23 protein-coding genes and 5 pseudogenes are annotated in these 24,265 nt (G+C 62.4%); 11 read left to right on the plus strand and 17 right to left on the minus strand.

Annotation, left to right across the window (positions count from 1 at the left end; genetic code table 11):
• The first annotated feature begins 80 nt into the window (after positions 1–80).
• The 3 genes and pseudogenes from MAXJ12_RS18495 to MAXJ12_RS40040 form a co-directional block, all read left to right on the plus strand.
• Positions 81–2,882: a cation-translocating P-type ATPase gene (locus tag MAXJ12_RS18495; RefSeq protein WP_008837477.1), complete on the plus strand. Its 2,802-nt coding sequence runs from the start codon at positions 81–83 to the stop codon at positions 2,880–2,882.
• Positions 2,883–2,932: 50 nt separating this feature from the next.
• The gene (locus MAXJ12_RS37695; protein ID WP_008837478.1) at positions 2,933–3,088 is read left to right on the plus strand and encodes a hypothetical protein; all 156 of its coding nucleotides are present in this window, start codon (positions 2,933–2,935) and stop codon (positions 3,086–3,088) included.
• 21 nt (positions 3,089–3,109) lie between these two features.
• A pseudogene (locus tag MAXJ12_RS40040) lies at positions 3,110–3,332 on the plus strand (peptide deformylase); the annotation flags it as partial.
• A gap of 45 nt (positions 3,333–3,377) precedes the next feature.
• Here the strand turns inward: MAXJ12_RS40040 and MAXJ12_RS18500 are convergent.
• Positions 3,378–3,632 carry a hypothetical protein gene (locus MAXJ12_RS18500; RefSeq protein ID WP_244421524.1) on the minus strand — a complete coding sequence of 85 codons (255 nt, stop codon included), beginning with the start codon at positions 3,630–3,632 and terminating at the stop codon, positions 3,378–3,380.
• A 192-nt stretch (positions 3,633–3,824) separates the two neighbouring features.
• Between MAXJ12_RS18500 and MAXJ12_RS18505 the strand changes: the two are divergent.
• The 4 genes and pseudogenes from MAXJ12_RS18505 to MAXJ12_RS18515 all read left to right on the plus strand — a co-directional run.
• Positions 3,825–4,261: pseudogene (locus tag MAXJ12_RS18505) on the plus strand (SOS response-associated peptidase family protein); the annotation flags it as partial.
• 17 nt (positions 4,262–4,278) lie between these two features.
• Positions 4,279–4,482, plus strand: coding sequence for a hypothetical protein (locus MAXJ12_RS36850; protein ID WP_139043935.1), 204 nt, complete (start codon positions 4,279–4,281; stop codon positions 4,480–4,482).
• 84 nt (positions 4,483–4,566) lie between these two features.
• Positions 4,567–4,971, plus strand: a complete 405-nt coding sequence (locus MAXJ12_RS18510; RefSeq protein ID WP_008837482.1) for an OsmC family protein — start codon at positions 4,567–4,569, stop codon at positions 4,969–4,971.
• Entirely contained in the window at positions 4,968–5,663 is a 696-nt protein-coding gene (locus tag MAXJ12_RS18515) for a VIT1/CCC1 transporter family protein (protein WP_008837483.1), read from the plus strand. Before MAXJ12_RS18510 ends, MAXJ12_RS18515 begins: the two co-directional genes overlap by 4 nt.
• Before the next feature lie 46 nt (positions 5,664–5,709).
• On the opposite strand, the gene MAXJ12_RS18520 is transcribed toward MAXJ12_RS18515, so the two are convergent.
• From MAXJ12_RS18520 to MAXJ12_RS18540, 5 genes are all read right to left on the minus strand, one after another.
• Positions 5,710–7,302: an MBL fold metallo-hydrolase gene (locus MAXJ12_RS18520; protein WP_008837484.1), complete on the minus strand. Its 1,593-nt coding sequence runs from the start codon at positions 7,300–7,302 to the stop codon at positions 5,710–5,712.
• Positions 7,303–7,560: 258 nt separating this feature from the next.
• Complete coding sequence (locus MAXJ12_RS18525) at positions 7,561–8,463, minus strand: AI-2E family transporter (protein ID WP_008837486.1); 903 nt, start codon at positions 8,461–8,463, stop codon at positions 7,561–7,563.
• A 4-nt stretch (positions 8,464–8,467) separates the two neighbouring features.
• A complete protein-coding gene (locus MAXJ12_RS18530; protein WP_008837487.1) occupies positions 8,468–9,712 on the minus strand; it encodes an APC family permease in 1,245 nt (414 codons plus the stop codon).
• Between the two features lie 58 nt (positions 9,713–9,770).
• Positions 9,771–10,157: a DUF302 domain-containing protein gene (locus tag MAXJ12_RS18535; protein ID WP_008837488.1), complete on the minus strand. Its 387-nt coding sequence runs from the start codon at positions 10,155–10,157 to the stop codon at positions 9,771–9,773.
• Positions 10,158–10,187: 30 nt separating this feature from the next.
• Entirely contained in the window at positions 10,188–10,622 is a 435-nt protein-coding gene (locus tag MAXJ12_RS18540) for a Spy/CpxP family protein refolding chaperone (protein ID WP_157999641.1), read from the minus strand.
• 447 nt (positions 10,623–11,069) lie between these two features.
• Between MAXJ12_RS18540 and MAXJ12_RS38920 the strand changes: the two are divergent.
• A pseudogene (locus tag MAXJ12_RS38920) lies at positions 11,070–11,171 on the plus strand (IS5/IS1182 family transposase); the annotation flags it as partial.
• Positions 11,172–11,343: 172 nt separating this feature from the next.
• Here the strand turns inward: MAXJ12_RS38920 and MAXJ12_RS18545 are convergent.
• On the minus strand, positions 11,344–11,667 hold the full coding sequence (locus MAXJ12_RS18545; RefSeq protein ID WP_341872538.1) for a CsbD family protein: 324 nt from the start codon (positions 11,665–11,667) through the stop codon (positions 11,344–11,346).
• Between the two features lie 373 nt (positions 11,668–12,040).
• Positions 12,041–12,823, minus strand: a complete 783-nt coding sequence (locus MAXJ12_RS18550) for a sensor histidine kinase (RefSeq protein ID WP_139043936.1) — start codon at positions 12,821–12,823, stop codon at positions 12,041–12,043.
• Between the two features lie 274 nt (positions 12,824–13,097).
• Between MAXJ12_RS18550 and MAXJ12_RS18555 the strand changes: the two genes are divergently transcribed.
• Positions 13,098–13,493, plus strand: coding sequence for a cupin domain-containing protein (locus MAXJ12_RS18555; RefSeq protein ID WP_008837492.1), 396 nt, complete (start codon positions 13,098–13,100; stop codon positions 13,491–13,493).
• Positions 13,494–13,566: 73 nt separating this feature from the next.
• Here MAXJ12_RS18555 and MAXJ12_RS18560 read toward each other — a convergent pair whose 3' ends face one another.
• Positions 13,567–13,944 (minus strand): chaperone modulator CbpM, encoded by a 378-nt coding sequence (locus MAXJ12_RS18560; protein ID WP_008837493.1) that lies wholly within the window; start codon positions 13,942–13,944, stop codon positions 13,567–13,569.
• Between the two features lie 460 nt (positions 13,945–14,404).
• On the opposite strand from MAXJ12_RS18560, the gene MAXJ12_RS18565 reads away from it, so the two are divergent.
• Both MAXJ12_RS18565 and MAXJ12_RS18570 read left to right on the plus strand, forming a co-directional pair.
• Entirely contained in the window at positions 14,405–14,821 is a 417-nt protein-coding gene (locus tag MAXJ12_RS18565; RefSeq protein WP_139043937.1) for an Hsp20/alpha crystallin family protein, read from the plus strand.
• Positions 14,814–15,284, plus strand: a complete 471-nt coding sequence (locus MAXJ12_RS18570) for an Hsp20/alpha crystallin family protein (RefSeq protein ID WP_008837495.1) — start codon at positions 14,814–14,816, stop codon at positions 15,282–15,284. Before MAXJ12_RS18565 ends, MAXJ12_RS18570 begins: the two co-directional genes overlap by 8 nt.
• Before the next feature lie 58 nt (positions 15,285–15,342).
• On the opposite strand, the pseudogene MAXJ12_RS18575 reads toward MAXJ12_RS18570, so the two are convergent.
• From MAXJ12_RS18575 to MAXJ12_RS18610, 8 genes and pseudogenes are all read right to left on the minus strand, one after another.
• A pseudogene (locus MAXJ12_RS18575) lies at positions 15,343–15,857 on the minus strand (MFS transporter); the annotation flags it as partial.
• A gap of 828 nt (positions 15,858–16,685) precedes the next feature.
• Positions 16,686–17,225 carry an NADH-quinone oxidoreductase subunit B family protein gene (locus tag MAXJ12_RS18580; RefSeq protein WP_008837498.1) on the minus strand — a complete coding sequence of 180 codons (540 nt, stop codon included), beginning with the start codon at positions 17,223–17,225 and terminating at the stop codon, positions 16,686–16,688.
• An 89-nt stretch (positions 17,226–17,314) separates the two neighbouring features.
• Positions 17,315–18,847 (minus strand): hydrogenase large subunit, encoded by a 1,533-nt coding sequence (locus MAXJ12_RS18585; RefSeq protein WP_040586804.1) that lies wholly within the window; start codon positions 18,845–18,847, stop codon positions 17,315–17,317.
• Between the two features lie 20 nt (positions 18,848–18,867).
• Positions 18,868–20,316 carry a hydrogenase 4 subunit F gene (locus MAXJ12_RS18590; RefSeq protein ID WP_008837500.1) on the minus strand — a complete coding sequence of 483 codons (1,449 nt, stop codon included), beginning with the start codon at positions 20,314–20,316 and terminating at the stop codon, positions 18,868–18,870.
• Positions 20,313–20,975, minus strand: a complete 663-nt coding sequence (locus MAXJ12_RS18595) for a hydrogenase-4 component E (protein WP_008837501.1) — start codon at positions 20,973–20,975, stop codon at positions 20,313–20,315. Before MAXJ12_RS18595 ends, MAXJ12_RS18590 begins: the two co-directional genes overlap by 4 nt.
• The gene (locus MAXJ12_RS18600; protein ID WP_008837502.1) at positions 20,975–21,931 is read right to left on the minus strand and encodes a respiratory chain complex I subunit 1 family protein; all 957 of its coding nucleotides are present in this window, start codon (positions 21,929–21,931) and stop codon (positions 20,975–20,977) included. The genes MAXJ12_RS18595 and MAXJ12_RS18600 overlap by 1 nt, the downstream gene beginning before the upstream one ends.
• A pseudogene (gene hyfB, locus MAXJ12_RS18605) lies at positions 21,922–23,940 on the minus strand (hydrogenase 4 subunit B). The gene MAXJ12_RS18600 and the pseudogene hyfB overlap by 10 nt, the downstream one beginning before the upstream one ends.
• A complete protein-coding gene (locus MAXJ12_RS18610) occupies positions 23,937–24,251 on the minus strand; it encodes a helix-turn-helix domain-containing protein (RefSeq protein WP_008837503.1) in 315 nt (104 codons plus the stop codon). The pseudogene hyfB and the gene MAXJ12_RS18610 overlap by 4 nt, the downstream one beginning before the upstream one ends.
• Between the last annotated feature and the right edge of the window lie 14 nt (positions 24,252–24,265).

The raw sequence follows: 24,265 nt of genomic DNA on the forward strand, positions 1-24,265 counted from the left end.
GGTCACAATCATCGGAGCCTGATCATGTCCTTCCTCGACGCGGCCGGCACGCGTGAAATCCGCAGAGCAAGGGCAGTGATTTGAACGAGCGGCTCCAGTCTCCGACACTCGATGACTATTCGCTGCTGGCAGCCGACGCCGTAGTGCAGAGTTTTGGCAGCGATGCCGAGCGCGGCCTGACCGGATCCGAGGCGACGCGGCTTCTGGCGGAATTTGGCCGTAACGAACTGCGGGCGGTGGCGCCGATGCCCGCTTGGCGCCGCCTACTCGCGCAGTTTCAGGACCCACTCGTTTATCTGCTGCTCGGCGCGATCGTCATCGCCCTTGTGGCATGGCTGATCGAGGGCCGTGAGGGCTGGCCTATCGATGCGATCGTCATCACCATGGTGGTTGTGGCCAATGCGGTTCTCGGCTTCGTGCAAGAAGCAAGGGCCGCCAACGCTGTTGCCGCGCTGGCGCGAATGACCGCCGTGACCTCTTCGGTGCTGCGCGACGGGGAGCGAAGGCGCATCCCGAGCGCCGAGCTGGTCCCGGGCGATATCCTGCTGCTGGAGGAAGGCGACGCCGTCGGAGCCGATGGTCGGCTGCTGCGCTCGGCGAGCCTTCGCTTGCAGGAAGCCTCGCTCACCGGAGAAAGCGAGGCTGTTCTGAAAGACGCGGCCGCCCTGGATGACCTCGCGCCACTCGCCGAGCGGTCCTGTATGGTGTTCAAGGGCACTGCGGTTGTTCAGGGGACCGGCCGCGCCGTCATCACCGCTACTGGCATGCAGACCGAGATGGGCGCTATTGCCACCATGCTCGACGCCACGGTGGAGCAGCCGACGCCGTTGCAGAGGGAGGTGGCGCTGATCGGCCGCACGCTCGGCATCGCCGTCGTCGTCATCGCCGTTATCGTCGTCGCCGCGGTGCTGCTGGTGTCCGACATAGAAGGCCCTTCGGACGTCATCACCGTGCTGCTGCTGGGCGTATCGCTGGCAGTTGCGGCGGTGCCGGAAGGTCTCCCCGCCATCCTGTCTCTCGTGCTGGCGCTCGGGGTGCAGCGCATGGCCAGCCGCAACGCCGTGGTCAAGACCCTCTCGTCGGTGGAGACCCTTGGCTCGGCTTCCGTCATCTGCTCGGACAAGACCGGCACGCTGACGCGCTCCGAGATGACGATCGAGCGGATCACGACCGCATCGGGCGGCAGCCGCGTTACCGGCGTCGGCTATGCGCCGCTGGGCCGCCTGGAGGTCGAGGACGGGGTAGCACCGGCAGCAGCGCTTCGCGCCGAGCACATCGTCGTCCTGAGCGGTGGCAGCCTGGCCGGCAATGCCGCCTTGCGGCAGACGGAAGACGGAGCCTGGGAGATCCAGGGCGATCCCACAGAAGCCGCGTTTCTTGTGGCTGAGCGCAAGCTCGGCGTCGAGGACCGCCGCCAGCGACGCTTCGAGCGTATCAGCGAGATTCCATTCAGCTCCGAACGCAAGATGATGTCGACCATCGAGCGCGACCACGAGCATGGCGGCGAACGTATCCTCATCACAAAAGGCGCGCCGGACGTGCTGATGGGGCATTGCAATCGCATCCGGGTTGGCATGGACGTGGTCCCGTTCGACGAGGCGCAGCGTGCACACGCGCACGCCAATGTAGAGCGCCTGTCGGACGAGGCGTTGCGCACCCTGGCGGTCGCCTATCGGCCGCTGAGAGCCGACGAAGACCCGCAAGCCGGCGAGAAGCTTGAGCACGACCTGATTTTCGTCGGCACCGTGGGCATCATTGATCCGCCACGCGAGGAAGCGGCGGTCGCGATAGCGGAAGCTCGCCGCGCCGGCATCCGAGTGATGATGATCACCGGCGACCATCCACGCACCGCGTCGCGCATCGCCGCACTGCTGGGCATCGTCGAAAACGGGAAGAAGGCACTAACCGGGGCCGAACTGGACGCCATGGACGATGCTGGTTTCGCGGCCGCGGTTCGCACGACATCGGTCTATGCCCGCGTGGCGCCCGTGCACAAGCTGCGCATCGTCGATGCGCTGCAGGCCGACGGCAATGTGGTGGCGATGACCGGCGACGGCGTCAATGATGCCCCAGCGTTGAAGGCAGCCGATATCGGCGTCGCCATGGGGATCACCGGCACCGAAGTCACCAAGGAGGCGGCCAAGATGATCCTGGCCGACGACAATTTCGCCACCATCGTCGAGGCGGTACGCGAGGGGCGCGGCATCTTCGACAATATCCGCAAGTTCCTCCGCTATCTGCTGTCGTCCAACATGGGCGAGGTTCTGACCGTGTTCCTCGGCGTCGTCGGGGCCGGCGTGATCGGGCTGGGTGGCGCCGGCGGCGGCGAGTTGGTGCTGCCGTTGCTGGCCACCCAGATCCTTTGGATCAATCTGATCACCGACTCCGGTCCCGCGCTCGCCATGGGCATCGATCCGGAAACCGACGATGTGATGGCACGTCCGCCGCGCAAGGTAAACGAGCGCGCCATCGACGCGCGCATGTGGCGCGGCGTGATCGAGATCGGTCTGGTAATGGCGCTGGCGACGCTTCTCACCATCGATCTCTACCTGCCCGGCGGGCTGATCGAGGGCTCGCAGAGTCTTGATCAGGCACGCACGGCCGGGTTCACCGTGCTGGTTATTGCCCAGCTGTTCAATTGTTTCAATGCGCGTTCCGAAACCACCAGCGCTTTCGGCCATCTGTTTGCGAACCGGTGGCTGTGGGCGGCGATTGGCCTATCATTCCTGCTCCAGGTCGCGGTCGTCAATTTCAGCCCGCTCAACGTGGCGTTCGGAACAGTCCCCCTGCCGCTCGAACAGTGGCTGGTCTGCGTCGCGATGGGCAGCAGCGTCCTTTGGTTCAGCGAGATCCGCAAATGGGCGCGGCGGCGGAGAGGATAACTGGCGGCGGAGATCTTCATGAACTGTGAGACATCGGAACACGGGAAGCCATGACCGCCCTGACGATCCGCGCCGACGCCAATCATATCGGTCGCATCGGGTGTGCGACTCTGGTGGCTACCATGTTGGCCCTGCTTGATCCCACGGCTCTCAAGTTCCAGGCTGCCCTTTATGCGACTTTTTCAGCACAGATAGTGAAACGCTGATACGTGCCATTGTTGGTCTCGGCTGCACCGGGCATCGGGATCGCTGCCCCACATTTCGCCATCCTGAAGCGGCTGGTCGTGATGGGGTTGTCGCCGGCAGCGGGGCTCCAGACCTACGTTAATCCTGCAATCCTTTGGGCGTCCGCGGAAATGATCCGGCACACGGAGGGCAGTGTCTCGATGCCGGGTGTCACGGAGAACATCGAACGACATGCCACGCGTCCGCGTGAGCTATCAGGATCTGATATGAGAAACTGGCTGATAATCTGCTGCGAGCTCAGGGCCGCAGTCAGATCCTGCGCGTCGACCCAGGTCGAAGACGATCGAGCTCGTCGTCGACGACTGCACGAACGACATCGATATCCATTTCTGCGCCCGGTGCGATGCGCGCGATCTCCGCCGCAACCTTCGCCCAATGAAATGCCTCGCCGGCGTCGCCGCGCGCTCGAAACCTGGCAACGAGCCGATGCGCTTCATAATATGCCGCATGTTCATCGCGGGCGACGAGTGCGCGCGCATCCTGCTGCCATCGGCTCCGGATCATGCGCCGCTTTGCTGCCCATCGCTTCAACGCCCTAAGCAACATCATACCCTTCATTCTGCGCCGCTGACCCGCCGCGTCACTGGACGCCCGAAGGGTTGAAGACCCCCCGGGGCTTCAGCTTCGCCGGCAGCCCGGTCCCGACAGGGCGACGCTCCCTCTCGAAAGATCTTTCGATCTGGCGTAACTTTAGGCATGTGCAACGCGTACGAACAGCACGTGAAGTGGGTGGAATACTGCAAGATGATGCAGGCCCTGGAGCTTGGCATCCCCACTCAGCAGAGCGAGCTTGACCTTCCTGAAAGCGACGATGTCCGGATCAACGACATGGCGCCGGTCATGCGTGCTGCCGGCAATAGTATCGAGCTGGTCTCGATGAATTTCAGCTTTCCGCCTTCGGGACCCAAGGGCGGGCTCGTCTTCATTTTCGGTCGGAAGGAAGACGTTTCGCCAACAGCAACCGGTGTCTCATTCCGGCATCGGGATTTTTTGAGTTCACTGGCAAGAAATATCCGAAGACCAAGCATCGCTTCACGCTGAACGGACATCCCTTTCTCGCCATCGCGGGAATCTGGCGCGAGGGTCAGGGCAACCACCCCGCGTCATTCAAGATGCTTTGCGCGCCGTCGCCGTCACCATGGATTCGATCATGAAGCCGGTCTTCGGCACACCCACCGGAACCGGCATCTTGCCGATCGGCGGGATAGCGACGCAGACACCGACCGCGAAGATTTCCGGGAACGCCGATGCTCAAGCGGCGGAACGGGCACGTTGGTTGTACCGCAATGGTGGGCTTAATCGCGGCGCCTTCCCCCCGACGCGCGGCTCTGTCGCGCCTGCCGTTGCTACCTGACCCGGATCAATTCTCGTGGAATTCGGTCGTGTTACGATGTTCTCGTGCGTCGTCCATGACGCGCTCCAAGCGAGAGGTCGCATCATGCTCGAGTACAAGGTCGAAGCCCGTCGGGTGGATGCGCACGGCGCCCTCGCCACGACCAAGAACGCACAGATTGGGCTCGACACGAATCCTAGTGGTCGATCTGATGCTTTCAATCCTGCGGAACTTCTGCTCGCCGCTGTCGCGGCATGCATGATCAAGGGAATCGAGCGCGTTGCTCCGATGCTGCACTTCGACTTCAAAGGTGTTCATGTCGAAGTTCATGCCGTACGGCAGGATAGCCCGCCGAAGATGGTCTCAATCGACTACGTGCTGACGGTCGACACGGACGAGTCGGATCAGCGTCTGGAACTGCTGCACAGGAACGTCCGCAAATACGGCACCATCTCGAACACCGTCGCTGCAGCCACGGAGCTGAACGGTATCATCAGGAGGCAGGCATGAGCAGGCTGCACACGGAGAACCATCTCGTTTCGCGGATCGGCTGGCTTCGAGCTGCCGTACTCGGTGCCAACGACGGTATAGTCTCCACAGCCAGCCTTATCGTGGGAGTGGCTTCCGCTGCCGCCGGAACTTCAGAGGTGCTTGTCGCGGGTGTGGCCGGGCTTGTTGCAGGGGCTATGTCCATGGCGGCCGGCGAGTACGTATCGGTGAGTTCGCAGTCGGATACCGAGCATGCTGACCTCGACCGCGAGCGGGGGGAACTGGAAACGCAGCCCGAGTTCGAGAGGGAGGAATTGGCGCAGATCTACGTCAAGCGCGGGTTGACGACTGACCTCGCACATGCGGTCGCGGACCAACTGATGGCGAAGGATGCGCTTGCCGCCCACGCGCATGATGAGCTCGGGATTTCGGAGATGACGACGGCGCGGCCGATCCAGGCAGCCTTCACATCGGCAGCGACATTTGCGGTCGGAGCCGCGATGCCGCTGGCGATGGTGCTTGTGGCGCCCACCGCCTCGTTGGTCTGGGTCGTGTCAGCTGCTTCACTGCTGTTCCTGGCGTTTCTGGGCGCGATCGGCGCGAAGGCAGGCGGGGCAAACGTCATGAAGGCGACGCTGCGGGTCACCTTCTGGGGCGCCTTTGCGATGGCGCTGACCGCTGGAATCGGCGTGCTGGTCGGCACGGCTGTCTGAGTGAATGGGCAGTGTCGGGCCTACCCTAACTGTATCCGACACAATCCTAAGCTTCATTCGTGTCCAGTGCGCGTCGGAGCCGACGGATGGTCGCGGCGCGCCCGCGTTCGTCGGCCGCAGCGTTGACCGATTGTGTAATGTCGAGGAGGAGCCGGGACAGATCGTTGTGCCAGTCGAGTCGCCCGACCCGTTCCGGTTGCAGGCGGCGCCGGCCATTGAGCTCGACCGGCCTGAACCCGTGCAAGCTTAACTCGAACGCGTCGTCGATCCGCGGGATGACAATCCGGTCGGGTGGAAGCTCGCCACTGAGGCCCTGCCGCAGCCCATTGAGTCCCGCCTCTTCCCCATGCGTGAGAAAGACGCCTTGTCTCACGGGCATTCGAGCCTTGACCCAATTCACCAGCTCACCGGCATCGGCATGGCCGGAATAGAGATCGAACAGGGTGATCGCTGCCTTGACCTCGATCTCCTCGCCCTGGATGCGCACCCGCTGGGCCCCGTCCAGAAGGATCCGACCGAGTGATCCCTGAGCCTGGAACCCGGCCAGCATGACCGTGGCGTTCCTGCGCCAGAGATTTGCCTTCAGATGATGCCGGATGCGCCCTGCATCGCACATGCCGCTAGCGGCTATGACGATGAAGAACCCGGCGAGCCGGTTGATCGCCTTGCTCTGTTCAACGGTCTCGGTGAACCGCACGTCCCGTGATCTCAGGGCTGCCTGCAGCACCTCACCGCCTTCGATCTCGCTGGCATGCCTCTCGAAGATGGCGCTCGCCCGTGTCGCAAGCGGCGAATCCACGAAGATCGGCGCTGAAGGCAACGTTCCCGCCTGCATCAGCATGAACAGATCGACGAGGAGCTCCTGCGTCCTTTCGACGGCAAAGGACGGGATAATGAGAGGACCGTCTTGGCCTACCGCCTTGAGCACCTCCTGGCCAAGCATCGAGCGGCGTTGCTCGCGGGACACCTCCGGCCGATCACGGTCGCCGTAGGTCGATTCGCAGACGAGGTAGTCGATTCCCTCGGGTCCTTCGGGAGGCATCTGCAGAAGCTTCTGGCTCGGGCCGATGTCGCCCGAGAAGAGCAGCCTCAGCGGTGGCCCGTCTTCACCCTCGATCTCCAGTTCAACCGAGGCGGCGCCGAGCAGATGGCCTGCATTCCAAAGGCGGGCGCGAATGCCGGACGCGACGACGATCCATTGGCCGAATCCCGCGGGCCGGAACAGGGTCATGCAGGAGGCCGCATCCTGCTGCGTGTAGATGGGCGACACCGCAGGCCGCCCCCGCTGCGCGTTGCGCCGGTTGAGCTGCTCCACCTCCGTCTCCTGTATGTGAGCGGAATCCGGAAGCATGACGGAGCAAAGGTCTATGGTCGGCACGGATGTGTGGATCGGGCCGGAAAAGCCCTGCTTGACGAGCTTCGGCAGAAGACCGCCGTGATCGATATGGGCATGAGTGAGAACAACGGCGTCGATTCCGGCGGGGTCGAACGGAAACGCCCCGTAGTTCAGCTCACGCTCGGACTTCGACCCCTGGAACAGCCCGCAATCGATCAGGATTCGCCCGCGGGCGGTTTCGATCTCGTAGCAGGAGCCGGTCACGCCGCCCGCCGCCCCGTGGAACTTCAACAAGGTTTTCATCTACCCTTCTCCTCACCCCGGGCACCGTAATGGCACCGGCACGGACGTATCCTGATTGAGAGCAGGAGCCGAACCAAAAATCCATTATTGAGATGAAGCTTTCCTGGTGTCGTGGGAAGCGTCTCGATCCATGCGCTTGGCAAAGAACTCAACCAGCAGCAACGTAATGGTGATCGTCAAGGGCCCCAGGATGAAGCCGGGGGCGCCGAAGAGGACCAAACCACCGATCATCGATATGAAGGCGGGTATGGTGTGCAGTCAAAGCCGGTTCCCCACGAACATCGGCCGTAGCACGTTGTCGATCCCGCCCACGACGATCCCGCCCCAGATCGCAAGTATCAGGGCGCGCCCCCAGCTTCCATCGAGCACCAGCAGGATCGCGGCGGGGATCCAGACGACGAAGGCGCCCAGGACGGGAATGATCGAGAGCAGGCCCATCACCAGCCCCCATAGGAGCGGCGTGGGCAGCCCAAGCACCCAGAACATCAAGCCGCCGAGCATCCCCTGGACGGCCGCCACCGCGAGCGTTCCGTAGACCGTGGCATGCACGGTATCGACAACACGGCGAAACAAGTGATTGACCTCTGCCGAATCGAGCGGCAGCCAGGCCTTCATCAAGGCGATGGCGGCCGCCTGGTCGCGCAGGAAATAAAACAGCAGGTAGAAGGTGAGGAACACCTCGGCGACCTGAAGGAACGATCCGCGGACGAAGGTCGCTCCGATGTTGCTCAGCCAAGTCGCGAGGCTGGCCATCATAGAAGGAAGGTCGAACTGCCGGTCGATCCACGCGCCGAGCGGCGCGATGCTCGGATAGGCGTCGAGAAGTTTCTGGAATTCGCCGCCTGCTACGCGTGCCTGGAGCGAGACCGCGCCTGAGGCGGCTTCCGTGATGAGGCGTTCTATGACGAAGGCGGCGGGCGCGACGACGACGATGGCCAGGATCGCGACCGAGAGAAGGGCGGCGAGGTTGGGATGTCCGAACCTGTGCTTGATCCTGGCATGGACGGGCGAGAAGAGGATCGCCAGCGCCAGCGCCCAGACGATCGCGCCGAGAAAGGGCCACGCGATGAGAAGACAAGCCAGGACGCCCACGATACCGCCGGCAGCCAACGCGTAGGTGCCGAGCCGGCTTTCGTGTCCCGACGGTGCTCCTTGCGCCATCGTCCTATCCCGCGACCCGATCGAGCATCAGCAGCGTGATGCTTGAAACGAGTCCCGCAAACGGAACCCATCCTGGACAGACGAATACGCCCGGCGGGGGCTCCGACTCGCGCGACTTGATCCGGATGAGCGCGAGGTTGACGATCGCGAAGATCGCTAGCGTGCAGCGGGCGGTCAGATCAGCGAGCCCTGCCAGCGGCACCGCGAGCGCAAGCATCAGGATCGCGCCCACTCCGATGGCTGTGGCCAGAACCGGGGTCCCGGTCGTCGGGTTCAGTCGGGTCAGGGCGAATGGAAGGTTTCCCTGGCTGGCGAGCCCGTAGAGAACGCGGGCTATCATGATCATGTGGACGATGACGCCGTTGAGCGTCGCCACCACGGCGATCATGCTCATCGTGACGAGCGGCATGCCGGTCAACTGCTCGAACACCAGCGCAAGCGGCGCGGGCGACCGGGAGAGCTCTTCCGGCGGCACCGCGACAATCGCGATCCAAACGACGAGCGCATAGATGACCGCGGTCAGGCCGAGGGTTGCGAACAGGGCGCGCGGCAGCGTGCGCGAGGGGTATTTCACCTCCTCGGCAACGTTGACCAGATGCTCGAAGCCGATGAAGGCGAAGACCGCGATCAAGGTCGTTCCGGACAATCCGACCCAAACGGCGATGTCACCCGAAGCTGGCAGGATTTCAGAAAGTCGGGTGACGACGTCGCTCCCCGCCCCCAGGCCGGCTGCGATGATCAGCACAAGCCCCCCGACCTCGATGAGCGTCATGATGCCCGCAAGCGTCACGGACTGGCGCGTGGCCAGGCAGGCGACGAGACCCATCCCCACCACGACGAGGCTGATGATCCAAGGCGCGGGAAGGTCGACGAACACGCCCAAATAGCCCGCGCTTCCCACGCTGATCGTTGCGGCGGAAATGATCGCGGTCACGACGACCAGCAATCCTACGCCGAGGCTCAGCCAGCGCCGGTCGAATGCCTGCTCAACATAGGCAGCTTCACTGGCGCTGACGGGCATGCGCGTGCCGAGTTCGGCAAAGGTCCCGGCGCTGAACGACATGACCAGCGCGGCGCCGATGAAGGCCAGCGGCGCGTGCATGCCGCTGCGACCCGCAGCGACGCCGACCAATACATAGATGCCGGCGCCAATGGTGACGCCCAGCCCGTAGAGAACGGCATGGGTGAGCGTGAGGGATCGAGCGAGCGATTGCGGGGGATGCCGGGCGATGATCGTCAGGGCCGCCAACGGGAACTCCAGTTGTCCATCTCGCGCTCCGTTAACGCGCCGATCTCCGATCTACTCGTCAAAGCCCGTCGACCGCCTGCTTGAGCAACTCCCGCACATCTCCCGCGATCGATGCAAGGCCGGGATTGTTGACCCGTTGCATCGAGGCGATCGGATCGACGGCAGAGACCTCGACGAGGCCTTCGCCGACCCGCTGCAGGATAACGTTGCATGGCAGCATAGTGCCGATCCGGCTCTCCTCCTGCAGGGCCTTGTAGGCGAATCCCGGGTTGCAGGCGCCGAGGATGACATAGGCTCGAAATTCGACATCCAGCTTCTTCTTCAGCGTCGCCGCGACTTCAATGGTGGTGAGGACACCAAACCCCTTGGCAGCCAACGCCGCCGTGACGTGATCGATCGCCTTGTCCATCGGCATCGAGATGGTCTTGCTGAAGTGGTAGCTCATCGAGAACTCCTCTTGTCCGCTACTAAAGCCTCAAAAGGCACCGCAATCGCCGCCAATCAGTTCGTCTGCAACGGCCTTCTGCTCATCTTTCAACACGGAGTAGAGCCCGTCCGTGGCGGGCTTCATGGCCTTCATCGATTCCAGCATGGCTTCCATGCCGGAGATACGCGCATCCATGCGCTCCGTCGCGGTCCCCGTCTGCATCGTCTTTGCCATGCCCTCATGCATGCCCTGCATGAGCTCGACGCGTCCGGTAACCGCAGACGCGTAGGCGTCCCATGCCGGCTGCTGCTCCACCGTGATGTTCAGCTCGCCCTTGAGATAGGCCAAACGTCCCTCGACCATGGCGCCCATCTTCGGCTGGCGTCCCATCATTCCGCGAAACCAGCCCCCATCGCCCCAGCTCCCTTGGCCCATGCGACCGTGCCCCATCATGCCGAAGGACGGGCATCCGCCCCCCATCATACCCATCATCCCTTGTTGGGGCTGCGCGTGAGATGATGAAATGAATGCTGCTCCAACCGCGACCACTACGGCTGCACACATCGACAACTTTGACATCGGATATCCTTTCACACCTCGCATTCGGGTGCTCGGGGCGACATTGAGCGCTCTGCAGCGCGAGGTCGTTGATCTGCGTCAAGGGAGTTGGATGAAGTAACTACGTTCGGCGCAAATAGGCCGTCGGCGTTTCAACCAGCTTGATCATCGCCCCTTCTGGAACACGCTAAACTGAAGTGCTTAAGCGGAACCGATGGCGTCGGGTCGAGATAGCCAAGACTCTTGACGAGCTCAACCGAGTATACGAGCGATCCCTCACCTCGTCGATCATGCCGCGCATCTCGTCAAAGTTCATTGTGCTGCCCTGCGAACTTTGCGAGCATGGTCCGTCTGTGAGTAGGCAACGGCCGCCGGCGCCTCGCAAAGGACTTCGAACACACAGTCGCCTGCGCCGTGGCTTGGCTCCTCGTCGCCCACATCCGTCTGCTCCCCCGGCGGATCGTAAGAGCTTAATTTATTCCAGCCCTCATGATCCCGGGTGTGAGTGTTGCCAGGACAGCCGCCATCCGCCGGTCGTCTTGTGGCTCGGTTCGCTCAAGCCTGATCTGGGGCCGAACCGATACAGACGAGTTAGCAAAGATCGACCCCGGCCGGAAGATGCTGGCTCCTGTCAGGTCGCTTCGAATTAGAGCTTCTTGTTGATAGCGGCTGCCGCGGTGTCGGTGACGTCTTTCGCGACTGCCTTCATATCGCCAACAGCCTTCTGCACCTTACCCTTGGCTTCCTGAACCGCGCCTTCAACTTGCAGCCGTTCATTGCCGATCGCTTTGCCGACCGCCTGTTTGACATTTCCGGCTGCCTGATCTGCAAGTCCGGCAGCCTTGTCGCTTGTACTTCCCATAGCGTCCGCTCCTCTTCGTGGACCAAAGAACTGAACCGTTTCCAACGGCCTGCCATGCCACGTTCTGGCAACGCTATGATATTGGGCCAGCAGTGTGGCGATTGACATGAATCAAGCCGGCGCAAGAATTCCGGATAAGATGAGGTTAATCCAGAACCGTTTCGCCCGAACGCGCACGGGACGGTTCTGGCTACTAAGGGTCATGTGGCGTTCCGCACGGGTCAATGATTCTCCGGTTCGGATCGCAGCAACAACCACTTTGTCCACAGGATGCGGCCAATCGCGAAATAGTCAGGAGAGTCCGTTCTTCCGAAACCGTCGTTCGGAGGACCTCCGGCAAGGTCGGCATCGAGCTTGTCAAGAGGGCGGTCGGCCAGCGAGATATTGGGGCAACCGATGCCTTTGAGGCGAGCGGCCCTCCGATCTGCCGGCAGGCGACGGGGATTTCTCGCGCTACGATTGCTTCGACGGTTACCTGCCATTACTGAAAAAGCACGGTGAACCGCGAACCTTGCCCATTGTCACCCAAGCCGACGCGCAATTCCCCGCCGATCCTTTCGACAAGAGATCGAATAATTTTCATTCCCAGGCCTTTGGTGGCGGCTGGTTCAAATCCTTCTGGTAAAGCATGGCCATCGTTGGAAACTGAAAGCGCATAGCCCCCGCTGGTTTGTGGCTCTAACCTGACCATGACGTGCCCCGCGCCGTATTTGATCGCGTTCGTAACCAGCTCGTTCACGATGAATCCGAGCGAAATGCCAGTGACAGCGGGCAGGTCGGCCTCGATTCCCTCCACGCTGATCATCTGCTCCCGAGTTCGATCTTCGGAAAACAGCGTTGAGAATTCGCAACAGAGATCTTCAAGATACCGCTTGAACGCAATTCGTTGCGCCCCGTCGTGGGAATGGAGCCGCCGGTGGATGCGCTCGATTGTGACGACACGACTGGCCGCGACGGCAAGTTGCGAAACGACAACGGCATTTCCTGAAGCCCGGCCTTGCGCAGCAAGCAGGCTCGCGACGATCTGCAGATCGTTCAGCATCCTGTGTTCGGCCTCTTTGGCTGCGAGATTCTGCTGTTCGATCAGGTGGTGCTTTTGACGGAGCAGAGCCCTCAGGCGCGCGAGCTCCTCTCGCTCGCATTCCGCCGCGGTATGCAATACGGCATTGTCGTACGCGGCAGGCGAATGTGAGCCGACCCGCTTAGCCAACTTCTCTGTCATATCGCAGCCCTCAAGGGCGATAAACTGGTCGCCACTGCGCAAGGAATACTGCTTTCGAACCGGCCACACATTGACGCAGGTCAAGCAGGATCAACCGTGCCCGAATTTCCTGCCCGTTTCGGCCGCCGGCAGATCTTTCGCTTGAGAGATCGCGCCGCCACCGGTGCGGGGTCTCTTTAAAAGACCGAACGGTTCATGGTCTTTTGTCCTGAATCAATGCCGCGGACGGTACGGGGAGTAGTTCGAGGCGGAGCAGTGATCCGGAAAGTCCTAGAACCTGCCACGCGGCGCTTGTCTATCCAGGAAGGAGTTCGCAATGAAAGGTTTTGTAGACGATATCGAAGAGTTGACGGAAGAAAATTCGAGTTTCCGAAGAGTGCTATACACGGCCAAGAAGATGCAGTTGGTTGTCATGGCCCTGAGACCGGGTGAGGAAATCGGCGAAGAGGTTCACAACGATCGCGACCAGTTCTTCCGTCTGGAGAAAGGCAACGGCGAGATTTCGATCGATGGCACCATCAGCGAGATCAAGACCGGGACCGCGATGATCGTTCCAGCTGGTGCCCGCCACAATATCAAGAACACTGGGGACGAGACCCTGAAGCTCTACACGCTGTACGCGCCCCCTAACCACGCCGACGGAACGGTGCACACCACAAAGTTAGCTGCCGAGGCATCGAAAGAGCACTTCGACGGCAAGACGACTGAGTGATTGTCGGTCCGTTCCGGTTGAGCAGGGCCGATATGGCCCGGTTCGCTTGCGACACGTTGGATTGTGTTCACGATCATATCGCCTCCCTGCCGGGCGCAGAGCTGCCGCTGTCCCGCTCCATCGCAGCGATGATTGCGGCCTGAATGGACTTGTCCTGCGTCGTTACGGCCGCGCTCAATGATCGTAGACGCTGCCGTGTTTCGTATAGTTGATCGATCAGCGACAATACGACCGGCAGCGCGTCAACGCCGATTTCCAATTCATAGTGAAGGGTGCAGATCAGACGGACGCGTGCCAATTCCATATCGGTGAAGAGCAAATTTTCCGCGTCCTGTTGCGGGACGACAAGTTCGTCTCGGATCCAGTCTTCAAGATCGCTCCGCTGCAGCGCAGCTAGCCATTGCGTTCCGTCTCCTGTCTGGCGCCTAAAACTCCTGCGACTTTCGCCCAATGTAGGAATTCACCACGGTTGCCGCTGGCCCCGCTCGCGCCGCAGCGACGCGGAGAAGCACTCGATGGCCGGTGCAGCTCGGCATTGGTGACGGAACCCTCCAATGAGCTGTCGAATTGATTCAGATCAAAGCAGCAAAGGGTCAATCTGGGCATTCTTTTCGTCATCATGCGGAGACAACTGGTGATACGCCATGGAGAACCGTTCAAGCGAATGGGAATTCAGGGAGGTGAACCAGATTGCCGGTGAAACATGATGGACGAACCCGCGGCACTACCTAGGCGACTCTGGAGTTAAATTCAGAGCTGGAGGGTGGGAGCCGCGGGCTCGGCACTCCTCGCTCCATGCCGCACCACCGATGCGTGGATCGTGTTCAGCCTGAACGGTAAAAAGCGGCGATGGCCCAGCTGTATATCGAGATAAGCCGAGGGCTTTATCAGGACGGCTTTGGGAGGAGACAATGGTCGCACGAATGCAATACCGCGTATATCCGTTCCGCAACATACGCCGCCTCCAAGACGAAGTGAGCCGAGTGGAATTCCCGGCGGTGAATGTCTTCGTAAACCAGGACGGCGTCATCATCACCGCCGAACTGCCTGGAGTAAGATCAGAAGACCTGGACATCTTAACGCACAGAGATTCCGTTACGCTCAGCGGAGAGCGGCACACCGAAACTGAGGAAGCCCAGGGATACCACCGGCGTGAGCGTGGTCGGGGCCGGTTTGTGCGCACCGTGTCATTGCCGTTTGTGGTCGACCCGAACAAGGTTGCAGCTGATCTCGTCAATGGGGTGCTGACTCTGGATCTTCCTCGCGCTGAAGAGGACAAGCCCAAGCGCATTAATGTGAAGGCGAGTAAGGAGGCGGGCCATGGCTAAGCGAGAGACCACCAAAGCTGGAACCAAGGGCGAGAGCAGGCAGCAGTCTCAGGCCGCGCTGACTAGCCAACCGGAACTGGAGGGAAAGCTGTCCGCGGAGCAGGACGCGGGCGAGCGGACCCATGAGAGGCCGGTCTTCGTACCACGGGTTGACATCTACGAGACCGAAACCGGCCTTGTTGTCGTTGCGGATCTGCCGGGCGTCAGCTCAGCGGGTTTGGAGGTCACGTTGGAGAAGCGGGTGCTGTTGATCTATGGCCGAGTCGAAGAGAACGCCCCCGAAGGCTACAGCCAGGCCTATCGCGAGTACGCGGTCGGCGACTTCGAGCGGCAGTTCACTCTCTCCGGGGATTTCGACATCAATGGAATTGAGGCGAACTTGAGGCACGGTGTGCTTCACCTCGCCATCCCGAGAGCTCCGGAGGCAGCGGCAAAGCGGATCAAGGTAACATCGGGTTCCTGACGGTCGAGGATTGCGCAAACGCCGCACTCGCCAGCGGTTCGCGGAGCCTGTTCCCTGACATGAGGCCGCCGAGGAAGCTTCTAAGCGGCGCGGCGATCACGGTCGCAAGCGCATTTCCGCCATTCAGGATCGCCAGAGCCCGCGGCACCTGATGTTCCGGCACGAGCCGCATCGCCGTCGCGGCCGACATCGACCAGAAGCCGCCGATCGCGACGCCGATGAAGGCGCGCCCGATCATGAAAATCTCATAGTTCGGAGCTATCGCCACGATCGTGCCCGAGACGATCATCAGGCCGGTCAGCGCCAGCAGCAGCATCTTGCGATCGAGCTGGCCAGCCAGCGAGGAAATGAACAGGCTGGTCAGAACGGCGAAGGCGCCGGACACCGAGATCGCCTGTCCAGCCTGACCCTCGGTGATCTGAAGGGTCGGCCGCGATCGGCGTCAGCAGGCTGACCGGCATGAACGCGGAGGCGATTAATGCGAAGGCGCCTAGTGACAGCGCAAAGACCCCATCCCCACGCCGCGGACCGTTCCTCGGCTTCAGGGCTGAGAGAAGAGACTTGTACCAGCATTTTCATTTTACCTCGAGCCTGCAGCGGCCGCAGAACGACGGCCGCCCGCCACGGCGGCGTGCGGCGCCCCAGCGGGATTGTTTGATTTCCCTTGGATGCTTCTCCAGTCCGGCCGTCTGTCCGTGGTCAGCCGCTACCGAGCCATCGATGAATCAGCCAGATACGGAGTTGATCCGTCACGGCAGACATAGTCGAGGCGCCCATTGGGGATTAGCGCCTCAAATTGGCATCCGATTGATGAGCCATTCTCATCAATCGGATGAGACTGTTCAGGAACTACGCTTGAAAAGGTCCCAGCCAGCCCGAGCGCCACCCGCGCCAATTGATGAGGCTGGCTCATTGCTACATCCCGATTTTGCAATCTAATCGATCGCCGATGCCCCTCTTACAGTTTGCCCGGTGATTAGAGAGATGCCTCGCCACCGCCGAGTTCTCTTCAGCAATCATTGCGGGCCCGGTGCCGGCCGAAGTTCTTGGAGATGAGGTCCCAATGGCCAGCTCGTCGAGCCGGCTTACCCTGCCCCTATTTGTGAACTGTCAGTGCACGTCCTTGCCTCGATACAGGCCGAGCAACTCGGTTATCGTTTTGACGTCTTTCTTGAAGGACTTCCAGTCTGTTGTGACCCTCCGAAAATCCGGAAAGAGCAGCTGAATCAGACACTTGAGAGTTCTGATGCCTGGGGTCACTGTTCGGCGCGTTTTCACAATCTGATCCGCACAGGGGGAGCCTGGATAGGTCGGATAGGCATGGTTGAGGCGGGTCCGTCGGGCGGAACCACGCATTTGCGGGCTTCGTCTTGCCGATTGCCGCACGGGAGTTCGCCGGCATCAACTCCGGGCAGCTCCAGTTCCTGGATTCACCCCGTCAAGCAGCGCCAGCAGCCCCTTCAGAATTTCCACCGGCGACGGCGGGCAGCCTGGTATGTGCAGATCGACCGGCAACACCTCGGACACCCCGCCCACGACGGCATAGCTGCCGGCGAAACAGCCGCCGTTCCTGGCGCAGTCGCCGAGTGCGACCACCCATTTGGGGTTGGGTGTCGCGTCCCAGGTTCGCTTCAGCGCCTCGCGCATGTTTTTTGTGACCGGCCCGGTGACGAGCAGCACGTCGGCATGGCGCGGCGAGGCGACGAAACGGAGGCCGAAGCGCTCGAAGTCATAGAAGGCGTTGTTGAGCGCTTGCATCTCGAGTTCGCAGCCGTTGCAGGAACCGGCGTCGACCGCCCGGATCGACAGGCTTCGACCCAGCCTCTTGCGGGCAGTGCCGTCGAGGGCGCGCGCGAGCTCGTCGACCGCACTGTCGCTCGCCGCCGGCGGACGCTCGATGAGAGGGGGTCTTATTAGGCTTTCGAAAAGAAGCTTTCGCATGACCGCGTGCCTTTTTGTTTGACCATGATCTTTTCCGAAAACCGGTTTCCACTTTTTGCTTTCGCTGACCTTCGATTCGAGATCATGGTCTAGAGATCGTGGCCGGAATAGGAGCAGTTGAACGACTTGTTGCAGAGCGGAAAGTCGGCGATGATGTTGCCCTCGATCGCCGCTTCAAGCAGCGGCCATTGAAACCATGACGGGTCACGCACGTGACAGCGCTCGACCATGCCGCCGGCGCCAATGCGCAGCCAGGCCAGAATGTCGCCCCGGAACCCCTCGACCAGCGCCATGCCTTCACGCGGTTCATCTGGCTCGGGAATGCCGACGCGGATCGGACCGCCGGGCAGCCGTTCGAGAATCTGCTCGATCAGGGACAGGCTCTGCTCGACCTCGCGGATGCGGATCCAGACGCGCGCATTCACGTCGCCCTCCTGGAGGACAGGGACGTCGAAGGCGAGTTCGTCATAGGGCGGATAGCCCGGACTGCGCCGCGCGTCAAAATCCCGGCCGGAGGCGCGGCCGACATAGCCGCCCGCTGCGTATTGGCGGGCAAGCTCCGGCTTGAGCCGGCCGGTCGCGACGGTCCGGTCCTGCAGCGACGCCGTGTTGTCGTAGAGTTCGACCAAATGAGGAAACCGCTGCCTGATCTCCGCGACCAGCGACCGGACTGCCGTCATCCCCGCCTCGCCCAGATCGCTTGCCACCCCGCCGGGCACGATGCGGTCGCGCATCAGGCGATGGCCGAAGACTGCATCGCTGGCGCGCAGCACACGTTCGCGCAGCACGCCGCAATGGGCATGCATGAGCGCGAAGGCAGCGTCGTTGCAGATGGCGCCGATATCGCCGAGATGGGTGGCAAGACGCTCCAGTTCGGCCATCAGCGCCCGCAGCCAGACGGCACGCGAGGGAACCTCGACACCAAGTGCGGCTTCGGCCGCGCGGGCAAAGGCCAGCGAATAGGCCACGGTGCTGTCGCCGGACGTCCTGCCCGCCAGTCTGGCCGCGCGCTCGACAGGCGAGCCCGCCATCAGGCCCTCGATGCCCTGGTGCCCATACCCGAGACTCTCTTCCAGCCGGACAATTGTTTCGCCGCTTGCCGTGAAGCGAAAATGCCCGGGCTCGATGATGCCGGCATGCACGGGTCCGACAGGGATCTGGTGGAGGCTTTCGCCTTCCGCGGGCAGGAAGCGGTATGCCGCGGCCGGCGGCGGGGTCCGGGTTGCCGATGCCGCCTCTGCCAATGCACCCGCTGCCAGGGGATGACTGATGCCCCATTGGCCGTGATCGAGCCAGCGGCGGGGATCGGGAAGCCCCTGCGGCAGCAGCCCGAACAGGTCCGCGGCGGCGCGTTCGAGGCGCAGTGCGGGCGGATGCCGCTGGCCGACCGATGGGTAGCGGCCGCCGGGGCATTTCAGGCTGATGACACCGATGTCGGCCGCGTCGAGAAGCGCCATGTGGACGGTCTCCGGCTCGCCCCAAAGACCGAGCAGGCTCCAGCGGCCCTCGGCAAGCTGCTCGACGGCAAGGTTCCAGGTTTTGGGAGCCACCACGGCGCGTCGCCAAGGGGCATGGTGTTCGACAGCGCGGCCGGCCTCGATGAGGTCTATCAGCGCGGGCATCTTTCTTTTGCTCATCCGCTTCATCCCAAAATGGTCGCGACGTGCTGGAACCAGGTGACCAGAGGCGCCGGCAGGTAGACACCGGCGCCAAACACCAGGGCCAGGTGGGAATACACCGGCACGTAGGATGCCTCGACGGGCGCGGTGCTGCCGCGCGGCTCGCCGAAGGCGACGCCGGTCAGCCGCAGCAGCAGGGCGCCGAAGGCGAGCAGAAGCCCGAACACCAGCGGGATCGCCAGAAGCGGCTGCCTGGCAAATGTCGAACTCACGACCAAGAATTCGCTCATGAAGATGCCGAGCGGCGGCAGGCCGGCAATGGCAACGACGCCGATGACGAGCGCCCAGCCGAGCCCGGGATGGGTTTCCGTCAGCCCCCTTATGTCGGCGATCTTTTGTGTTCCCTTGACCTGCGCGATGTGGCCGACGGCGAAGAAGATCGCCGACTTGGTCAGGCTGTGCATGACCATGTGCAGCAGGCCGGCAAAGTTCGCGAGCGGGCCGCCCATGCCGAACGCGAACACGATGATGCCCATATGCTCGATCGAGGAGTAAGCGAACAGGCGTTTGATGTCGCGGCGGCGGTAGAGCATGAAGGCGGCGAAAATGAGCGAGGTGAGCCCCATCGCCACCATCAATGGTCCCGGGGCTATCGCCTCCGGGCTTGCGGCGAGCAACAGCTTGAAGCGCAGCACGGCATAGAGCGCGACGTTCAGCAGCAGGCCCGACAGAACCGCCGAAATCGGCGTCGGGCCTTCGGCATGCGCATCGGGCAGCCAGGCATGCAAGGGAGCAAGGCCGACCTTGGTGCCGTAGCCGAGCAGCAGAAAGACGAAGGCGACGTTGAGCAAAGCCGGGTCGAAACGCGCCGCCTGTTCGATAAGCACCGTCCAGACCATGGCATTGGTGCCCTCGCCGACAACCGGCTGTGCGGCCATGTAGACGAGGATGGTGCCGAACAGCGCAAGCGCGATACCGACGCTTCCCAGGATAAAATATTTCCAGGCGGCCTCCAGCGCTTCATGCGTGCGATAGATGCCGACCATCAGCACGGTGGTCAGCGTCGCAAGCTCCACCGCCACCCACATCAAACCGATATTGTTCGACACGAAGGCGAGGTTCATGCCGAACATCATGATCTGGTACATCGCGTGATAGAACCGCAGATTCGGTGCGGTCAGCCGGCCGCTCTCCAGTTCGTGCGCAATGTAGGACGCGCTGAACACGCTGGTGGTGAAGCCGACGAATGTGTTGAGCACGATGAAAACGATGTTGAGATCGTCGACGAGCAGGTATTGACCCGGCTGCGGCCGGTCGGTGACGAACAGCGACAGCGCGGCGAGCAAGGTCAAGAAGCTGGCGGCGACATTCAGGCCCGCCGACATCCGGTAGTTCGGCAGCGCCGCCAGAAGTGCTGCCGCGCCGACGGGTATCAGCAGGATGGCGGCCACCGCATCGAAGGGAGCGGTCAACGGCGTTCTCCCCTGTAATCGTCGAGCGCGCCGACATCGACCGAGTCGAACCTCTCGCGGATGCGGAACAGGAAGACGCCGATGACGATGAAGGCGATCAGGATCGAGAAGGCGACGCTGATCTCGACGACCAGCGGCATTCCCTTGGCGCCGGTGGCGGCCAGCACCAGGCCGTTCTCGAGCGACATGAACCCGACAACCTGGCTGACGGCGTTGCGGCGGGTGACCATCACCAGCAGGCCCAGCAAGATTATCGACAGCGCGAACGCCAGATCCTCGCGGGCGAGCGGGTCGGCTTCGGGCGTGACCCGCAGCATCAGCACCATGGACAGCGTCACCAAGCCGATGCCGGCAAGCATGGTCAGACCGATGCCGACGGCGGTCTCGATGTCGCGATGGATGCCGAGCCGCTGGATGATGCGGTGAAGCCCGACGGGAATGACGATCGCCTTGAAAATGAGGGCGATCGCCGCGGTGACATAGAGGTGATGGGCGTCCTGGACGTAGGCCTGCCAGGCCACGGACAAAGCGAGGACGACGGCATGAAGCGCAAAGACATTGATCAGCGCAAACAGGCGATCCTGATACAGCATCATGAAGCTGACCAGCACCAGGCCGCCGGCGAGCAGATGAGCGATGTCGAAGGTGAGACCGTTCATCAAAGGCTCCGTGAGACGAACAGCAAGAGCGTGCCGAGCAGGGCCAGCATGAGCGCCGCGCCCAGGAAATCCGGGACGCGGAAGACGCGCATCTTGGCGATGGCAGTCTCGAACACGGCAAGCAGAATGCCGCTCACGGCAAGCTTGCCGATGTAGACAACGACGCCCAGAGCATAAGATCCCGGTCCGGCTCGAGCGGACACCAGCCCCCAGGGGATGAAGACGCAGGAAATCAGCGACGTATAGAGCAGCAGCTTGAGGAACGCGGCGAATTCGATCATCGCCAGGTGGCGACCGGAATATTCCAGCACCATCGCCTCGTGAACCATGGTGAGTTCCAGATGGGTGGATGGATTGTCGACGGGTATGCGGGCGTTTTCGGCGAGCGCCACCATGACGAGAGCGATCAGCGACATGCCGAGCGATACCCGCAGGCCGACCTCCGGCGAGCCCATGAAGGCGGCGACGGTGGACAGCTGCGTCGCGCCGGCGACGAGCGCCAGGCTGAACACGATCAAAAGCATGGCGGGCTCGGCCAAAGAAGCGATCATCACCTCGCGGCTGGCGCCGATGCCACCAAAGCTCGTGCCGACATCCATCCCCGCCAGCGCCAGGAAGAAACGCGCGCTGCCAAGCAGCGCGACGATGGCGATGAGATCGGCGGTCCAACTGAAGGTGAGGCCGGTGGCGAATGTCGGGATAAGCGCGGCGGCGACCCAGGTGGCGGCGAAGATCAGGTAGGGTATGACGCGGAACAGCCAGGATGCGTTGTCGGCCAGGATGACCTCCTTGCGCATCAGCCGCAGGAGATCGCGGTAGGGCTGGATCAGCGAAGGTCCCTGGCGCCGCTGCAGCCTTGCCTTCATCTTGCGCACGAAGCCGGTCAGCAGCGGTGCCAGCAAAAGCACCAACCCCATCTGCGCGCCCTGGACGGCCAGTTCAGCGATCAGGGCCATAGCGCGAGCACCAGAAGCAAGGTGACGAGGTAGAGAAAGACCAGGGTCAGATAGCGCCGGATGGTTAGGAACTGTAGATGGTTCAGCTTCTCGGTCGCAAACCCGACAGCGCCGGCGATCGGCTGGTAGAACGTTTCCCAGACCACATCGTGTATTTCCACAGTGAGGCGTGCCGGAGCGGTGGCGCCCGGCGGCGGCATTTCCACCTTTTCCCTGGCACGGAATGCGAATGTGCCGAAGACGCGGCGGATGGGCTGCGCGAAACTGACGGCCGTGTATTGCGCGGCCGGCGTGACGTCGGGAAAGCCGCAACCCCATGCGGGACCGCGACGCAGCGCATGGGAGGCGAAGCGGTGAATGACGAATGCCGCAAGCGATGCGGAGATTGCAATGAACACAAACACCAGCAAGCCGTTGTAGGAACTGCGGCTCTCGGCGATCGGCACGATCGACAGCCAGGGCTGCGCCATCTGCACCGGCATGCGGTTGCCGATCAGCGAAAGCGTCACCGGTGAAAGACCGTCTATGACCAGGCCCGGCAGAATGCCGGCAAGCAGACAAAGGGCCGCGAGAATGAACATCGCCGCCAGCGAGTAGCGATCGACCTCCCGCGCCTGCTCCACTGCCGCCGAGCGTGGCCGGCCGAGAAACGTGATGCCGAACGCCTTTACGAAACAGGCCGCGGCCAGCGCCGCCGACAGCGCCAGCAGGCCGCCGACTGCGGGCACCATCACCTTCAGGCCCCACTGCGGCAGATCGGGGCTCAGCAATATGGCCTGAAACGCCAGCCATTCGGAGACGAAGCCGTTGAAGGGCGGAAGTGCTGAGATCGAAACGCAGCCGACGAGAAAGACAAAACTGGTCAGCGGCATGCGATGGATAAGACCGCCCAGCTTCTCCATGTCGCGCTCGCCGGTCACCGTCAGCACGGCGCCCGCGCCGAAAAACAGCAGGCTCTTGAAAAAGGAATGGTTGAGAACGTGGAAGAGCGCGGCGGTGAGCGCCAGTGCTGCGGCCGACGGCATCGCGTTGGCCTTGAAGGCGAGCGCGAGGCCAAGGCTAACGAAGATGACGCCGATGTTTTCGATGGTGCTGTAGGCAAGGAGCCGCTTGAGGTCCTTTTCCATCAAGGCGTAGAGGATGCCGAGGACCGCCGTCAGGCCGCCGAGGAAAAGCACGACGACACCAGACCACCATGCCGGTTCACCGAGCAGGTCGAAGATGACGCGTATGAAGCCATAGACGGCGACTTTCGTCATGACGCCGCTCATAAGGGCGGAAACATGGCTTGGGGCTGCCGGATGAGCGAGTGGCAGCCAGACATGCAGCGGGACCAGGCCGGCTTTGGAGCCCGCGCCCAGCAGCATCAGCGCCAGGACGGAACCAGCGACGAACCGGGTGGGCTCAGCCGCTCTCATCGCTTCAAACGTGTAGTTCCCGCCCGGACCGGACAGCAGACCGAAAGCGAGCAGCAACGCCAGCGTGCCGAAGCTCGCCACTACGAGATAGATGTAACCCGCCCGCGTATTGTCCTGTTCGCGATGGTGGGACATGACAAGCGCCCAGGAGGCGAGCGACATGAATTCCCAGGAAAGGAGGAACGTGAAGGCGTCATCGGCAAGCACGACAAGATTCATGCCTGCAAGGAAAGCCGGGAAGAAGGGAAGCACTCGGTGCGGAGCCTGCTCGTGGCTGCCCTAACCGAGGCCGTAGAGGCTGGCCACGGCGGCGCCGAGGTTGACGACGACAAGAAAGAATGACGAGAGCGCATCAAGACGGAAATGAGCGCCAATCCAGGGCAGCCCGAGTGGCAGCGTGGCAACAGATGGGGCGGCAGGATCGCCCGCGAGGCGACTGACGACAGCCATCAACACGATGGCTGAAATGCCAAGGGTTGCACCGTAGGTGGCGTGCGTCACCGAGTTGCTTCGACTGGCAGCAATAGCCAGTACAGAGGTTCCCAAGAGTGCAGCGACACCCCATAAAAGGACCGCGACGCCCGCAGTCACGCCACGCTCCTCACACCAAATTTGGCGTCTGCATTGCCGCCGCCGGAAATCCTGGCGGGATTGAAGTCGGCTTTCAGCCGCACGCCGCGCCCGCCGGCAAGGCTGGTCGCACCTTCCCCGATCAATTCGATGCCAGCGACGTCAAGCGCCCCGATCAACTTCATGAGGGAGTCGACGTTGCCTCGTATCATCGCCTCGCTGGCTTCCATACGCTGGATTGTCGGCACTGAAAGGCCGGACAATTCGGCGAGCTTACGCTGGTCGATGCCGAGAAGCGCCCTCGCGGCTCGCAACTGTGGTGCGGTTATCACCGGTCGGCCCTTTT

Source organism: Mesorhizobium alhagi CCNWXJ12-2, assembly GCF_000236565.1.
Lineage (GTDB): Bacteria > Pseudomonadota > Alphaproteobacteria > Rhizobiales > Rhizobiaceae > Allomesorhizobium > Allomesorhizobium alhagi.

Bases quoted from the DNA above. Each gene is read 5' to 3' on its own strand.
- MAXJ12_RS18600 (WP_008837502.1), bottom strand. From the start codon at position 21,931: ATGGCCCTGATCGCTGAACTGGCCGTCCAGGGCGCGCAGATGGGGTTG.
- MAXJ12_RS18525 (WP_008837486.1), bottom strand. From the start codon at position 8,463: ATGGCGCAAGGAGCACCGTCGGGACACGAAAGCCGGCTCGGCACCTAC.
- MAXJ12_RS18585 (WP_040586804.1), bottom strand. From the start codon at position 18,847: ATGCCCGCGCTGATAGACCTCATCGAGGCCGGCCGCGCTGTCGAACAC.
- MAXJ12_RS18565 (WP_139043937.1), top strand. From the start codon at position 14,405: ATGGTCGCACGAATGCAATACCGCGTATATCCGTTCCGCAACATACGC.
- MAXJ12_RS18520 (WP_008837484.1), bottom strand. From the start codon at position 7,302: ATGAAAACCTTGTTGAAGTTCCACGGGGCGGCGGGCGGCGTGACCGGC.
- MAXJ12_RS18540 (WP_157999641.1), bottom strand. From the start codon at position 10,622: ATGATGGGGGGCGGATGCCCGTCCTTCGGCATGATGGGGCACGGTCGC.
- MAXJ12_RS18510 (WP_008837482.1), top strand. From the start codon at position 4,567: ATGCTCGAGTACAAGGTCGAAGCCCGTCGGGTGGATGCGCACGGCGCC.
- MAXJ12_RS36850 (WP_139043935.1), top strand. From the start codon at position 4,279: ATGAAGCCGGTCTTCGGCACACCCACCGGAACCGGCATCTTGCCGATC.
- MAXJ12_RS18580 (WP_008837498.1), bottom strand. From the start codon at position 17,225: ATGCGAAAGCTTCTTTTCGAAAGCCTAATAAGACCCCCTCTCATCGAG.
- MAXJ12_RS18570 (WP_008837495.1), top strand. From the start codon at position 14,814: ATGGCTAAGCGAGAGACCACCAAAGCTGGAACCAAGGGCGAGAGCAGG.
- MAXJ12_RS18515 (WP_008837483.1), top strand. From the start codon at position 4,968: ATGAGCAGGCTGCACACGGAGAACCATCTCGTTTCGCGGATCGGCTGG.
- MAXJ12_RS37695 (WP_008837478.1), top strand. From the start codon at position 2,933: ATGACCGCCCTGACGATCCGCGCCGACGCCAATCATATCGGTCGCATC.
- MAXJ12_RS18545 (WP_341872538.1), bottom strand. From the start codon at position 11,667: ATGTCAATCGCCACACTGCTGGCCCAATATCATAGCGTTGCCAGAACG.
- MAXJ12_RS18535 (WP_008837488.1), bottom strand. From the start codon at position 10,157: ATGAGCTACCACTTCAGCAAGACCATCTCGATGCCGATGGACAAGGCG.
- MAXJ12_RS18500 (WP_244421524.1), bottom strand. From the start codon at position 3,632: ATGATCCGGAGCCGATGGCAGCAGGATGCGCGCGCACTCGTCGCCCGC.
- MAXJ12_RS18595 (WP_008837501.1), bottom strand. From the start codon at position 20,975: ATGAACGGTCTCACCTTCGACATCGCTCATCTGCTCGCCGGCGGCCTG.
- MAXJ12_RS18555 (WP_008837492.1), top strand. From the start codon at position 13,098: ATGAAAGGTTTTGTAGACGATATCGAAGAGTTGACGGAAGAAAATTCG.